At 61.5% G+C, this 14,046-nt stretch carries 10 protein-coding genes; 4 read left to right on the plus strand and 6 right to left on the minus strand.

Annotated elements, in window-relative coordinates; translation table 11 throughout:
- Positions 1-25: 25 nt before the first annotated feature.
- From acpA to AOA61_RS13020, 3 genes are all read right to left on the minus strand, one after another.
- Complete coding sequence (acpA, locus tag AOA61_RS13010; protein WP_099601904.1) at positions 26-1,726, minus strand: acid phosphatase; 1,701 nt, start codon at positions 1,724-1,726, stop codon at positions 26-28.
- An 82-nt stretch (positions 1,727-1,808) separates the two neighbouring features.
- The gene (locus tag AOA61_RS13015) at positions 1,809-2,129 is read right to left on the minus strand and encodes a hypothetical protein (RefSeq protein ID WP_095183744.1); all 321 of its coding nucleotides are present in this window, start codon (positions 2,127-2,129) and stop codon (positions 1,809-1,811) included.
- Between the two features lie 130 nt (positions 2,130-2,259).
- Positions 2,260-3,678: a short-chain fatty acid transporter gene (locus AOA61_RS13020; RefSeq protein ID WP_032886043.1), complete on the minus strand. Its 1,419-nt coding sequence runs from the start codon at positions 3,676-3,678 to the stop codon at positions 2,260-2,262.
- Positions 3,679-3,863: 185 nt separating this feature from the next.
- Between AOA61_RS13020 and AOA61_RS13025 the strand changes: the two genes are divergently transcribed.
- The 4 genes from AOA61_RS13025 to AOA61_RS13040 all read left to right on the plus strand — a co-directional run bounded on the left by AOA61_RS13025 (position 3,864) and on the right by AOA61_RS13040 (position 10,837).
- On the plus strand, positions 3,864-5,153 hold the full coding sequence (locus AOA61_RS13025) for an MFS transporter (protein ID WP_099601905.1): 1,290 nt from the start codon (positions 3,864-3,866) through the stop codon (positions 5,151-5,153).
- A 185-nt stretch (positions 5,154-5,338) separates the two neighbouring features.
- Positions 5,339-6,559 (plus strand): TolC family protein, encoded by a 1,221-nt coding sequence (locus AOA61_RS13030; RefSeq protein ID WP_099601906.1) that lies wholly within the window; start codon positions 5,339-5,341, stop codon positions 6,557-6,559.
- 18 nt (positions 6,560-6,577) lie between these two features.
- On the plus strand, positions 6,578-7,684 hold the full coding sequence (locus AOA61_RS13035; protein ID WP_099601907.1) for an efflux RND transporter periplasmic adaptor subunit: 1,107 nt from the start codon (positions 6,578-6,580) through the stop codon (positions 7,682-7,684).
- Between the two features lie 18 nt (positions 7,685-7,702).
- Positions 7,703-10,837 carry a CusA/CzcA family heavy metal efflux RND transporter gene (locus AOA61_RS13040; RefSeq protein ID WP_099601908.1) on the plus strand — a complete coding sequence of 1,045 codons (3,135 nt, stop codon included), beginning with the start codon at positions 7,703-7,705 and terminating at the stop codon, positions 10,835-10,837.
- 719 nt (positions 10,838-11,556) lie between these two features.
- Here AOA61_RS13040 and AOA61_RS31200 read toward each other — a convergent pair.
- Genes AOA61_RS31200 through AOA61_RS13065 form a run of 3 tightly spaced genes read right to left on the minus strand, consistent with a single transcriptional unit; the run spans position 11,557 to position 13,814 of the window.
- Positions 11,557-11,724, minus strand: coding sequence for a hypothetical protein (locus AOA61_RS31200; protein WP_158234802.1), 168 nt, complete (start codon positions 11,722-11,724; stop codon positions 11,557-11,559).
- A gap of 33 nt (positions 11,725-11,757) precedes the next feature.
- A complete protein-coding gene (locus AOA61_RS13060; RefSeq protein ID WP_099601909.1) occupies positions 11,758-13,143 on the minus strand; it encodes a heavy metal sensor histidine kinase in 1,386 nt (461 codons plus the stop codon).
- Positions 13,140-13,814 carry a heavy metal response regulator transcription factor gene (locus AOA61_RS13065; RefSeq protein WP_032886055.1) on the minus strand — a complete coding sequence of 225 codons (675 nt, stop codon included), beginning with the start codon at positions 13,812-13,814 and terminating at the stop codon, positions 13,140-13,142. Before AOA61_RS13065 ends, AOA61_RS13060 begins: the two co-directional genes overlap by 4 nt.
- Positions 13,815-14,046: the final 232 nt, after the last annotated feature.

Consider the following 14,046-nt stretch of genomic DNA (forward strand, 5'->3'; position numbering starts at 1 on the left):
GGCGTGTCGCTATTGGATAAGCGTCCTACACGTTGAACTGCAACGCGTTGCTCAAATCGCCCATGGGCTTCTGGCCACGGGCGATCATTGCATCATCGCGCTGTTTGAGACCGTCCAGCGTCTCCAATTGGAAGACTCGGGTGATCAATCGCAGGATTGATGCGGTGTCGTATACCGTATGGTCCACCGTGCCTTTACGTGCGAACGGCGATACCACCAGCGCCGGAACCCGCGTGCCAGGGCCCCAGCGATCACCCTTAGGCGGTGCGACGTGGTCCCACCAGCCGCCGTTTTCATCGACGGTGACGACCACGACCATGTTTTTCCACTGTGGGCTTTCCTGCAGTACCTTCAAGGCGCGGGCAATATGGCGATCGCCCGAGGCCACGTCGGCGTAACCAGCGTGCATGTTCAGGTTGCCCTGGGGTTTATAGAACGTCACCGCCGGCAGCTTGCCGGCCTGGGCATCGGCGAAAAACTTGTTGGTGCTGGACTCATCGCCCAATCCCCCATCGCGCAGGCGCTTGTCGCGCTCGGCACGGTTCTCGGGGCCCTGTTTTTTGAAGTAGTTGAACGGCTGGTGGTGGTATTGGAAATTCGGGATTTTCGGAATACCTCCTGAATCCTTGAACTGATCCAGCGTCGCTTGCCAGGCTCCGGCGTACCAAGCCCAGTCGACGTTTTTTTTCGACAGCTTGTCGCCGATGTGCTCGTGGGTCTGTGGCACCAGCACGTTTGGCAGGTCGGGCTTGGAATAGTCCGGATTCTGCGGGTCGCGAATCCAGGTCGGCCAGTAGGGCGGGGCCAAGGTATTGACTGCGTAACCGTCCGGCGTCAGCGCGCTGGGGCCGAATTGCGGTGGACCGGTCATGGCGCTTGCTGGAGATTTTTCCAGCGGTTTGAGGCGCGTGTCGGTGGGGTCATCGCTTTGCAGCGTGGCGATCTGCGCCTTGGCCACCGACGCTGCTGCGTTCGGATACACCGGCGCCGTAGCGCTGATCAGGTATTGATGGTTAAGGAATGAACCGCCGAATGCGCCCTGGAAGAAGTTATCGCAGAGCACAAACTCCTTGGCCACGTCCCACAGGCGCAGGGAATAGCGGCTTTGGGCGTAACGGCCCATCACCAGCCCGCCGGAGTCCGCCCAGGCAACGAAGCCATCGTTCTTGCCGCCGTTAATCTGCATCTGGTTCTGGTAAAACACGTGCCACAAGTCGCGGGTGACAAGGCTCAAGGGCAGGTCCTCGCCACTCGGGCCCTTGAGGTCGAAAGGGGCGTTGGGCAGGTTTTCCTGGAATTGCACTTCGCTGGGGTAGGTCACCCCGTCCACGGTTTGCGGGCCGACTTGCAGCACACCGCCCCAGGCCGGTGGCAGGGTGGTCAACAGGCTGCCGTCGCGGTCGCGTTGCTGAGTATCGGTCGCGGAAAGCGCGGAGAGCGGTTTCTCGACACCTGGGAAATCCGCAAACAGATTGTTGAAACTGCGGTTCTCGGCATAGATCACTACCACGGTTTTCACCTGGTCGTGCAAGGCCTTGTCCAGCTCTTGAGGTGTGAGCGGTCGCGCTACCGGTTTTCCGGGCACTTCGCTGGTGTTGCCGCAGGCACTCAAGGTCGCACCCACCCCCAACACCGCCGCACCACCCAGGAAACGCCGGCGGCTGCTGTCTACAGATGGTTGGGGGATGGAATCAGGGGAAGGGCGGTCTTCGTGCTCGTCACTCATTGCGGGAGTCCTTGCTGGCGAGTTGTTGCAAGATATTTCGCAGGACGGTAGCAACGCAATATGACGGAACGAAGACAGGCGCTTAAAGCAGCCGCAGCGCCAACTGGCTGCCGGCACGCAAGTACTCTACTTGGGCTGTTATCGCATCTTTTACGATGGCCTCGCCCGTGTCGGTCAGTTTGTCTTTCTTGGCGTCGATGACGCTGGTCTGCAGCAACTGCATGGCCACATCTATGGCTTTCTGGAAGGCCGTCACGTTGTTGTGCAGGCCGAACTCCCTGATAACAGCGTCCATGCGCCGATCGGCCTCGTCGCGCAGGGTCTTGTACTCGACGAACGATACGTTGTCGTCCTGGTAAATTTCGTTGAGCAGCGTTTCCAGGGTCTTGGATAGAGGGGTCATCGGATATTCCTTGGTCTAGTGTGAGGATTTATCCGGGTCAGGTTAATCAAGGGCGCGGGCAGGAGGAGTCAGGGGTTGTCGCCGCATGGCGTGGGACAACCCCTATGCGTTTCATCAGAAACGTCGTGACCTACGGCATCACTGGCGGCAAATACTTCAACGTTGTCCCCAATGCCCACAGCAAAAACAACACTAACGGTGTGTGCACCAGCAACTGCACAAACGAAAAACCGATCAGATCCCGTGCCTTCAGCCCCAACACACCCAGCAGCGGCAACATATAGAACGGGTTGATCAAATTCGGCAGCGCCTCGGCTGCGTTGTAGATCTGCACCGCCCAGCCCAGGTGGTATTGCAGGTCATTGGCCACCTGCATCACGTACGGTGCTTCGATGATCCACTTGCCGCCGCCCGACGGGATAAAGAAGCCCAGCACCGCCGAGTACACGCCCATCAGCAGCGCGTAGGTGTCGTGGGACGCGATGGAGGTGAAGAAGGTCGAGATATGGTGCGCCAGGGTCTGGCCGTCGCCGCCTTTAACCACCGTCATCAGTGCCGCAATCGAGCCGTACAGCGGAAATTGAATCAGCACCCCAGTGGTGGTTGGCACTGCGCGCGCCACGGCATCCAGGAAGCTTCGCGGGCGCCAGTGCAGCAGGGCGCCGGCCATGATGAACAGGAAGTTGTAGGTGTTGAGTCCCGAGATGGCGCTGATCGCCGGTTTGGTCGAAAACTCATGGAACAGCCAACCGGCCGCCAGCAGTGCCAGCAAGATGGTCAGCAGCGGGCTGTGTTCCAGCCATTCGCCAGGCCGGGTCGGTGCTTGCGGCTTGGGCAGGTTGAAGGCTGGGTCGACGCCGCAGGCCTTGGCGTCACGGGCACTGTTCGGGCCGGGCGCGGTGGCATAGGCGATGATCAGCGACACCACGATCAGCGCCAATAACAGCACGCCGGATTGCCACAGGAAGATGGTCTCGGTAAACGGGATCATCCCGGTGATCGACAGAATCGACGGCGGCAGGCTGGCCGGGTTGGCCTGCAACTGCGCGGCCGACGACGACAAGCCCAGTGCCCACACCGCGCCCAGACCCAGATACGCCGCAGCACCCGCGGCGCGGTAATCCATGCGCAGATCCGTACGCCGCGCCAGTGCCCTTACCAGCAAGCCCCCGAACACAAGGGACAGGCCCCAGTTGAGCAACGACGCGACCATGGAAATCAACGCCACCCAGGCCACGGCCGAACGGCCGTTCTTGGGGATGCGCGCCAGGCGGTCAATCAGTTTCACTGCCGGCGGCGAACTGGCGACCACGTAACCGCCGATCACCACGAAGGCCATCTGCATGGTGAACGGGATCAGGCTCCAGAACCCATCGCCAAACGCCTTGGCGGCCTCGGTGGGCGCAGCGCCCATGCCCAGGGTCGCCACAGCGACGATGATCACCGCGAGGGCTGCAAATACCCAGGAGTCAGGGAACCAGCGTTCGGCGAAGTTGGAACAGCGCAGGGCAAATCGGGCATAGCGGCTTTCTTCGATAGCATCGGCCACGGGTCATACCTCTTGTATTTATTATGAGGGCGGCAGTTTTCGCGCATGTTCCTCCACGGCCATTGATATGGGAATGCAGTTATCTTCATCGATCCATGAGGAAAACAAATATATCTGCGGCGATTGCCATCCTTCGGCTCACCTCATAACCTGCACGCCATTTTGTTTGTCTGCCGAGCCTCTACATGACTGCCACCTTTTCCTCACAGGCGCAGCGTTTTTCCCGCTCCGACTACAAAACCCTGGGCCTGGCCGCCTTTGGCGGTGCCTTGGAAATCTACGATTTCATTATTTTCGTGTTTTTTGCGCTGACCCTCAGCCAACTGTTTTTCCCCCCGGAAATGCCCGAGTGGCTGCGCCTGCTGCAAAGCTTCGGCATCTTCGTCACCGGCTACCTGGCGCGCCCGTTGGGCGGGATCCTGATGGCGCATTTTGCTGACCACTTGGGGCGTAAGCGCGTGTTCAGCCTAAGCATCCTGATGATGGCGCTGCCGTGCCTGCTGATCGGGATTATGCCGACCTACGCGCAAATCGGTTATTTCGCCCCGCTGATCCTGCTGGCGCTGCGCGTGCTGCAAGGCGCGGCGGTGGGCGGTGAAGTGCCCAGTGCCTGGACCTTCGTCGCCGAGCACGCGCCGCGCAATCACCGTGGGTATGCGTTGGGCTTCCTGCAAGCTGGCCTGACCTTCGGTTACCTGCTAGGTGCCTTGACGGCCACGCTGCTGGCGCAAGTCTTCACCCCGGCCGAAATCCTCGATTACGCCTGGCGTTTCCCGTTCCTGCTCGGCGGTGTGTTCGGCGTGATCGGCGTATGGCTGCGCCGCTGGCTCAGCGAAACCCCGGTGTTCCTCGAAATGCAGGCCCGCCGCCAAGCCGCTGCCGAACTGCCCCTGCGCACCGTACTGCGCGACCACCGCGCCGTATTGTTGCCGGCGATGATCCTCACTTGTGTGCTCACCTCTGCGGTGGTGGTCCTTGTCGTCATCACCCCGACCATGATGCAAAAAACCTTCGGCATGAGCCCCAGCCACACCTTCGCCCTGAGCGCCTTGGGCATCGTGTTCCTGAACATCGGCTGCGTCCTCGCCGGCCTGCTGGTTGACCGCATCGGCGCCTGGCGCGCGGTGCTGGTTTACAGCCTGTTGCTGCCAATGGGCATCGCGGTGTTGTACGCCAGCCTGATCAATGGCGGCGTGTGGCTGGGCGCGGCGTACGCCTTGGCGGGCTTGAGCTGCGGCGTGGTGGGCGCGGTGCCGTCGGTGATGGTCGGGCTGTTTCCGGCGCAGGTGCGGGTGTCGGGGATTTCCTTTACCTACAACATTGCCTATGCGCTGTGGGCGAGCACCACACCGCTGATGCTGATCGCGTTAATGCCTACGAGCCCATGGATTTGCGTGGGGTATTGCGTGGTGATGGGGGCGGTGGGGGTGGCGAGTGTGGCGCTGTTTGGCAAGCGTCACACGTTAGCCGCATGAAGATCAGCTAGGAATTTGCCCGAGCACTGATCAACCTGGTCACTGAAACGGTCGTTTGCAGCGTCAACGAAAAAGCCCGCCCCAGAGCCCTTGCTGTCGATTTTGTAATCTTTGCTCCACCGACCTGATAAGTCGCGAGCGCTACATTGCCAGCGCTTGGACTTCATGGCCGTGGAACTCTCGTTATGGCAATTTCCGTTAAAAAACTGATGGGGGCGACAGTGTTGTGGTTGGCTGCAAACGCGGCCCTGGCGCAACCCCTGACCCTCGATAGCGCCCTGCAAAACGCCTTCGCCAACAACCCGGACCTGGCCGCTGCGCAGTGGGAAATTGACATCGCTGCGGGCGGTCGCCAACAGGCTGGGCTGATCCCCAATCCGGTCGCTTCCTGGGACGCCGAAGATACCCGCCGCGACTCACGCACCACCACCATCAAGCTCAGCCAGACTCTGGAACTGGGCGGCAAGCGCGGTGCACGCATCGATGTCGCTTCCCGTACTCAGGACGCCGCCGCGCTGACCCTGGAACAGCGCCGCAACAGCCTGCGCACTGACGTGATCGACAGCTATTACGCGGCCCTTCGCGCCCAGGAGCGGCTCGATCTGGCGCAACGCTCCCTGGCCTTGGCCGAGCGTGGTCTGGTGATCGCCAATGGTCGCGTCACCGCAGGCAAGTCGTCTCCGGTGGAAGCCACGCGCGCGCAAGTGCAGTTGTCGGAAATCCGCCTGGAATTCAACCGCGCACAGATCGGCCTTACCGACGCCTATCGCCGCCTGGCCGCCAGCACGGGCAGCGCCAGCGCCGACTTCGCGTCCGTCGCCCCGCCAAGTCAATCCACACCTGCGTTGCCGCCCGCTGCGCAATTGCTGGCGCGCCTTGAGCAAACCACCGAGCTGCGCCTGGCCGAACTGCAGATCCTGCAGAACGAGGCCAATGTGGGCCTGGAGAAAGCCCAGCGGATTCCCGACCTCGATGTGTCCATCGGCAGCCAATACGACGCGAGCGTGCGCGAGCGCGTGAACCTGGTGGGGGTGTCGATGCCGATCCCGCTGTTCAACCGCAACCAGGGCAACGTGCTTGCCGCCACCCGCCGCGCTGATCAGGCCCGCGATCTGCGCAATGCCGCCGAACTTCGCCTGCGCACCGAAACCCGCCAGGCCCTCGACCTGTGGCAAGCCGCCAATAACGAGGTGCGCGCGTTCAACCAGCAGATCCTGCCCGCCGCCCAAAGCGCGGTAGACGCCGCCACCCGTGGCTTCGAGATGGGCAAGTTCAACTTCCTCGACGTGCTCGACGCCCAGCGCACCCTGATTGCGGCACGCACCCAATACCTGACGGCCACCTCCCAGGCCACCGACGCCTGGCTGCGCATCGAGCGGATTTACGGCGACCTCGCCCGGTTCTGATTTTTTCTGGAGTCCCCTATGAATAGAAAACACGGCGTGGCGCTTGCCCTCGCCTTGGGCCTGATGCTGTCCAGCCTGGCAAATGCCGAGGAAGAAGAAGGCGCACTCGAACTCACCGCGCAGCAAATCGAGGCCGCCGGCATTCAACTTGCCCAGGCCCAACCCAGGCCGATCAGTACTTTGCTGACGCTGCCGGGAGAAGTGCGGTTTGACGAAGACCGCACCTCGCACATCGTCCCGCGTGCTGCCGGGGTTGTGGAGTCGGTGAAGGTCAATCTCGGTCAATCAGTGAAGGCGGGCGAGTTGCTGGCGGTGATCGCCAGCCAACAGATTTCTGACCAGCGCAGCGAGCTGGCTGCCAGCGAGCGCCGGGTGGAACTGGCGCGTACGACCTTCCAGCGTGAGCGCCAGTTATGGCAGGACAAGATCTCCGCCGAGCAGGATTACCTGCTGGCGCGTCAGGCCCTGCAAGAGGCCGAAATCGCGCTGAACAATGCACGCCAGAAGATGACCGCCCTCAGTGGCAGTGCGGTGTTGGTCGGCGGCAATCGGTATGAACTGCGTGCGCCGTTCGCCGGTGTGGTGGTTGAAAAACACCTCGGTGTTGGCGAGGTCGTGAGCGAAACCAGTAACGCCTTTACCCTCTCGGACTTGTCCCAGGTGTGGGTCACCTTCGGCGTGTTTCCCAAGGACTTGAACAAGGTTCGCATCGGCAAACCGGTGACCGTCAGTTCCACGGAAATGGGTACCCACGTGCGCGGCACCGTGGCCTACGTCGGCAATCTACTCGGCGAGCAAACGCGCACCGCCACCGTGCGCGTGAGCGTGCCCAACCCTGACGATGCCTGGCGCCCTGGGCTGTTTGTCACGGTGCAACTGGCCACGGACACCGCCCAGGCCAAGGTCACCGTACCGCAGGAAGCGATCCAGACCGTCGAGGACAAACCCTCGGTGTTCGTGCGCACCCCGGACGGTTTTATCACTCGCCATCTTGAACTGGGCGTCAGTGAAAACGGCTACGTCGAAGTGCGCCAGGGGCTGGACGCCGGCGAGCAGGTGGCCACGGTCGGCAGCTTCATCCTCAAGTCCGAACTGGGCAAAGGCTCGGCCGAGCACGCCCATTGATCCTGCGAGTGATTCCCCATGTTTGAGCGCCTTATCCAATTCGCCATTGAGCAGCGCATCATCGTGCTGCTGGCGGTGCTGTTGATGGCCGGTGTCGGCATCGCCAGCTATCAGAAATTGCCCATCGACGCGGTGCCTGACATCACCAACGTGCAGGTACAGATCAACTCGGCGGCGGCTGGTTTCTCGCCATTGGAAACCGAGCAGCGCATTACTTTTCCCATCGAAACTGCGATGGCCGGTCTGCCGGGTTTGCAGCAGACGCGTTCGCTGTCGCGCTCCGGCTTGTCCCAGGTCACGGTGATTTTCAAGGACGGCACCGATCTGTTCTTCGCCCGTCAATTGGTCAACGAACGCTTGCAAGTCGCGCGCGAGCAATTGCCCAGCGGCATCGAAACGGCGATGGGACCGATCTCCACCGGGCTTGGGGAAATCTTCCTGTGGACCGTGGAAGCCAAGGACGGCGCGCTCAAGGACGACGGCACGCCTTACACGCCGACGGACCTGCGGGTGATCCAGGACTGGATTATCAAGCCGCAACTGCGCAACGTGCCCGGCGTGGCCGAGATCAACACCATCGGCGGCTTTGCCAAGGAATACCAGATCGCCCCAGATCCAAAGCGTTTGGCGGCCTACAACCTGACTTTGAACGATCTCGTCACCGCGCTGGAGCGCAACAACGCCAACGTCGGCGCCGGTTATATCGAGCGCAGTGGCGAGCAACTGCTGATCCGCGCACCGGGGCAATTGGCGTCCATTGATGACATCGCCAATATCGTCATCACGTCTGCGGACGGCACGCCGATTCGCGTGCGTAATGTGGCCCAGGTCGAGATCGGCCGTGAACTGCGCACTGGCGCCGCCACGGAAAACGGCCGTGAAGTGGTGCTGGGCACGGTGTTTATGTTGATCGGCGAAAACAGCCGCAGCGTGTCCCAGGCCGTGGCGAAAAAACTCGAAGACATCAACCGCTCGCTGCCCGAAGGTGTGGTGGCGGTGACGGTCTACGACCGCACCAACCTCGTCGAAAAAGCCATTGCCACGGTAAAGAAGAACCTCTTTGAAGGGGCGCTGTTGGTGGTCGCGGTGCTGTTTCTGTTCCTGGGCAATATCCGGGCGGCGTTGATCACCGCGATGGTGATTCCCCTGGCGATGCTGTTCACCTTCACCGGCATGTTCACCAACAAAGTCAGCGCCAACCTGATGAGCCTCGGCGCGCTGGACTTCGGCATTATCGTCGACGGCGCGGTGGTGATCGTCGAGAACGCCATCCGCCGCCTGGCCCACGCGCAACAGCGCCACGGTCGTCTGTTGACCCGCAGCGAGCGCCTGCACGAAGTGTTCGCCGCCGCCAAGGAGGCAAGGCGTGCGTTGATCTTTGGGCAGTTGATCATCATGGTCGTCTACCTGCCGATCTTCGCCCTCACCGGTGTGGCCGGGAAGATGTTCCACCCCATGGCCTTCACTGTCGTGATCGCCCTGCTGGGCGCGATGATTCTGTCGGTGACCTTCGTACCGGCGGCGATTGCGCTGTTTGTCACTGGCAAGGTCAAGGAAGAGGAAAATCTGGTGATGCGCAGCGCACGCCGGGTCTACGCGCCGGTGCTGGATTGGGTGATGACGCGCCGTCCGCTGGTGTTCGGTCTGGCGCTGCTGACCATCGTTGGTTCGGGCGCGGTGGCCAGCCGCATGGGCAGTGAATTTATCCCCAGCCTCAGCGAGGGCGATTTCGCCCAACAGGCCCTGCGTGTGCCCGGCACCAGCCTCACGCAATCGGTGCAGATGCAGCAGCAGCTTGAGAAAGTATTGATGGCCCAGGTGCCGGAAATCGAGCGGGTGTTTGCGCGCACCGGTACCGCAGAAATCGCCTCTGACCCGATGCCGCCGAATATTTCCGACAGCTACGTGATGCTTAAACCCAAGGACCAATGGCCCGATCCGGACAAAACCCGCGAAACGCTGATTGCGGACATTCAGCGCGCCAGTGCGATCGTGCCAGGCAGCGCGTATGAACTGTCGCAACCGATCCAACTGCGCTTCAACGAGCTGATCTCCGGGGTACGCAGTGATGTGGCGGTCAAGGTGTTTGGCGATGACATGGCGGTGTTGAATAAGACCGCCGGGGAAATCGCCGAGACCTTGCAGAAGCTTGATGGCGCCTCGGAGGTGAAGGTGGAACAGACCTCCGGTTTGCCGGTGCTGACCATCAATATCGACCGCGACAAGGCTGCGCGTTTTGGCCTGAATGTCGGTGATGTGCAGGACACTATTGCGGTGGCCGTCGGTGGGCGCCAGGCCGGTACGTTGTATGAAGGCGACCGCCGTTTTGACATGGTTGTGCGTTTGTCCGACGCCCTGCGCACCGATATCGACGGCCTGTCGCGGCTGCTGATCCCGGTGCCGGCGCTGGCTTCCGGGCAACTGGGTTTTATTGCCTTGTCCCAAGTTGCCAGCCTGGACTTGGTGCTCGGTCCGAATCAGATCAGCCGCGAGAACGGCAAGCGCCTGGTGATCGTCAGCGCCAACGTGCGTGGGCGCGATATTGGTTCGTTTGTGGCAGAGGCCGAAGCGGCCATCACCGATCAGGTGAAAGTACCGGCGGGCTACTGGACCACCTGGGGCGGCCAGTTCGAACAGCTCAAGGAAGCCTCCGAGCGCTTGCGCATCGTGGTGCCGGTGGCGTTGCTGCTGGTGTTCGGCTTGCTGTTTATGATGTTCAACAACCTCAAGGACGGGCTGCTGGTGTTTACCGGCATTCCGTTCGCGTTAACGGGTGGGATCATGGCCTTGTGGCTGCGGGATATTCCTCTGTCGATCTCGGCAGGGGTGGGCTTTATCGCGTTGTCCGGTGTGGCGGTGCTCAACGGCCTGGTGATGATTGCGTTTATCCGCAACCTGCGCGAGGAAGGGCGCTCATTGTCGGTGGCGATCAACGAAGGCGCTCTTACCCGACTGCGCCCAGTGTTGATGACCGCGCTGGTGGCGTCCCTCGGATTTATCCCCATGGCCCTGGCCACCGGCACCGGGGCCGAGGTGCAACGGCCGCTGGCGACAGTGGTGATCGGGGGGATTATTTCTTCGACGTTGCTGACCTTGCTGGTGTTGCCGGCGTTGTACCAGTGGGCGCATCGCAAAGAAGAGCGCAATGGTTGAAGTAGTTGAAGCGGGGTTTCTGTGGTGTCTGTGGTGAGCGGGCTTGCCCCGCGCTGGGCTGCGAAGCGGCCCCAATCCGGCTACCGAGGTTTTTAAGACAAACCGCAGCGCCTGTTTTTGGGGCTGCTTCGCAGCCCAGCGCGGGGCAAGCCCGCTCACCACAATAAGCTTGATCGCCACAACAAGTGCGGTGACCAAAATAAGCCCGATCACGTTGCTGACCTTGCTGGTGTTGCCGGCGTTGTACCAGTGGGCGCATTGCAAGGAAGAGGGCAATGGTTGAAGTAGTTGAAGCGGGGCTTCTGTGGTGTCTGTGGTGAGCGGGCTTGCCCCGCGCTGGGCTGCGAAGCGGCCCTAATCCGGCTACCGGGGTTTTTAAGACAAACCGCAGCGCCTGTTTTTGGGGCTGCTTCGCAGCCCAGCGCGGGGCAAGCCCGCTCACCACAATAAGCTCGCTCGGCACAACAAGTGCGGTGACCACAATAAGCTCGATCGCCACAACAAGTGCGGTGACCAAAATAAGCCCGATTACGTTGCTGACCTTGTTGGTGTTGCCGGCGTTTTACCAGTGGGCGCATCGCAAGGAAGAGGGCAATGGTTGAGGTGGTTGAAGTGGGGCTTCTGTGGTGTCTGTGGTGAGCGGGCTTGCCCCGCGCTGGGCTGCGAAGCGGCCCTAATCCGGACACCGAGGTTTTCAAGACAAACCGCAGCGCCTGTTTTCAGGGCTGCTTCGCAGCCCAGCGCGGGGCAAGCCCGCTCACCACAATAATCCCGCTCGGCACAATAAGTGCGGTGATCACAATAAGCTCGATCGGCACAACAAGTGCGGTGACCGCAATAAGCTCGATCGGCACAACAAGTGCGGTGACCACAATAAGCCCGGTCACCACAACAAGCCTGATCACTAAAAAACGGCGTGTTCAAGGAAGGGGAAACACCAGTCTGAACCGCGTAAAGCACCCTGGTTGGCTGCTGACGTCGGCGTGCCCTTGGTGCAGGTGCATGATCGATTGCACGATGGCCAGTCCCAGCCCGGTGCCGCCTTCGGCGCGGGTGCGACTGCTGTCGGCGCGGTAGAAACGTTCGAACAGGTGCGGCAGGTGCTGCGTTTCGATGCCTCGGCCGGGGTTGCCCACCGACAGCGCCACGCTCTGGTCGTAGGTTTCCACCAGCAGCAACACGCTGGCGCCGCTGGGCGTGTGGCGGATCGCGTTGGACAGCAGGTTAGAGATGGCGCGCTGGATCATCAGGCGATCCCCGGTCACCCACGCGTCGCCGCGCAGGCTCAGGGTGACCTGCTTGTCCTCGGCACTCAGGGAGAACAGTTCGATCACCCGCTGCGCTTCGTCCCCCAGTGACACCGCGCCAAACCCGGCCCGTGCCGCCGGGTGGCTGACTTGGGCGAGAAACAGCATGTCGGAGACGATGCGCGACAGGCGTTCCATTTCCTCGGTGCAGGATTCCAGCCCGGCTTTGTACTCGTCCGAAGGGCGCTCGCGGGACAGGGTCACTTGGGCCTTGCCCATCAGGTTGGTCAACGGCGCGCGCAGTTCGTGGGCCAGGTCGTCGGAGAATTGCGACAGCTGCTGCACCCCGGCATCGAGGCGATTGAGCATCACGTTGAAACCTTGTGCCAACTCGCCCAGTTCCTTGGGCAGGTTATCCACAGACAACCGATGGGTCAGGTCCTGGGTGGTGACTTGGGCCGCCACATGGCTGAACTGCTTCAATGGCGCCAAGCCGCGTTGCACCAGCCACCAGGCGCCCATGCCGATCAGGATCAACAACAACGGCAAGGCGATCACCGTGGAGCGCAGGTAGGCGCTGAGTAACGCTTCATCGTCGGAGCGGTCCAGCGACAGCAATACCCGCACATACTCGCCGCCGCGCAAGGGCATCACGTGGGTGGCGGTGAGGATGCGATTGTCGCGACCGTCCACCCAATTCACGTAGGCCAGGTTTTTGCCGGCGGGGGCGTCGAGCAACAGCGGCTGCTGAGGTTTGGCGCCGACGCTGAGCAGCACCGGCGCGTCAGGCTGGGTGCCGGTGATGGTCAGGTAGATGTTGTCGTGGCCCATCACCAAGTCCAGCAACGAGTGAGGGCGTGCGGCGATGTCGTGGGGTTTTAAATCCTGGCGCAGGCTGTGTTCCAACTGCTCCATCTTGTTTTCCAGGCCTTTGCGCGCGAGGTTTTCCAATTCGTGGGTCAGGGCCAGGTAGGCGAGGGTGGCGAGCAGTACGACCAGCCCCGCGCCCATCAGGCTGACCGTCAGGCCCAGGCGCATCGATAGGCTGCTGGTCTTCATTGGCGCGCTTCCAGCACATAACCCACGCCGCGAATGGTGTGGATCAGCTTGACCTCGCTCTGGTCATCGACCTTGCCGCGCAGGCGGCTGATGGAGACTTCCACCACGTTGGTGTCGCAATCGAAGTTCATGTCCCACACCAGGGAAATAATCTGCGTGCGGGTCATCACCTCGCCGGTCTGGCGCATCAGCACATGCAGCAGGGCGAACTCCTTGGTGGTCAGGTCGATGCGCCGGTTGCCGCGATAGGCACGATGCCGGCGTGGGTCCAACTCCAGGTCCGAGACGCGCAGCACCTCCGGCAGCGGGATATGTTCACTGCGCCGCAGCAGGGTGCGCACGCGGGCGAGCAACTCGGGAAATTCGAAGGGTTTGACCAGGTAATCGTCGGCGCCCATGTCCAGGCCCTTGATCTTATCGGCCAGGCGCCCGCGCGCTGTGAGCATCATCACGCGCTGATTGCCCTCACGGCGCAGTTGCTCCAGCACTTCCCAACCGTCGGTGTTGGGCAGGTTGACGTCGAGGATCACCAGTTCATAGGTGTTTTGCCTGGCCAGGTGCAGACCGTCGATGCCGCTGGCGGCGCAGTCGACGACGTAACCGCTTTCGGTCAGGCCTTGCTGCAAGTAATCGGCGGTTTTCTGCTCGTCCTCAACCACAAGGATACGCATGGGGATTTACCTTCAAGGAAACGAAAGGAGATGGCCTCATAGAGGCTCTGAGGGATCTGTAGGAAAACTCTGAAGCCTGAAGTAGCTTTAGGGTCAAGGCAGCCCAGGCCGCTGCGACGATTCGTCGCTGAACACACGCACAAAAAAAACGCCCCAGACGGGGCGTAAAAATTCATCTCTGTTCCAAAGGAGCTACACAAAAGCTGCAGAGATGAAGTGTGTTCGATGTGCA

It is taken from the genome of Pseudomonas sp. 2995-1, from assembly GCF_002742505.1.
Classification (GTDB): Bacteria; Pseudomonadota; Gammaproteobacteria; order Pseudomonadales; family Pseudomonadaceae; genus Aquipseudomonas; species Aquipseudomonas sivasensis.

What these genes read in the sequence shown, in the direction of transcription:
- acpA (WP_099601904.1), bottom strand. Translation starts at nt 1,726, where the DNA reads ATGAGTGACGAGCACGAAGACCGCCCTTCCCCTGATTCCATCCCCCAA.
- AOA61_RS13015 (WP_095183744.1), bottom strand. Translation starts at nt 2,129, where the DNA reads ATGACCCCTCTATCCAAGACCCTGGAAACGCTGCTCAACGAAATTTAC.
- AOA61_RS13025 (WP_099601905.1), top strand. Translation starts at nt 3,864, where the DNA reads ATGACTGCCACCTTTTCCTCACAGGCGCAGCGTTTTTCCCGCTCCGAC.
- AOA61_RS13030 (WP_099601906.1), top strand. Translation starts at nt 5,339, where the DNA reads ATGGCAATTTCCGTTAAAAAACTGATGGGGGCGACAGTGTTGTGGTTG.
- AOA61_RS13035 (WP_099601907.1), top strand. Translation starts at nt 6,578, where the DNA reads ATGAATAGAAAACACGGCGTGGCGCTTGCCCTCGCCTTGGGCCTGATG.
- AOA61_RS13040 (WP_099601908.1), top strand. Translation starts at nt 7,703, where the DNA reads ATGTTTGAGCGCCTTATCCAATTCGCCATTGAGCAGCGCATCATCGTG.
- AOA61_RS13060 (WP_099601909.1), bottom strand. Translation starts at nt 13,143, where the DNA reads ATGAAGACCAGCAGCCTATCGATGCGCCTGGGCCTGACGGTCAGCCTG.
- AOA61_RS13065 (WP_032886055.1), bottom strand. Translation starts at nt 13,814, where the DNA reads ATGCGTATCCTTGTGGTTGAGGACGAGCAGAAAACCGCCGATTACTTG.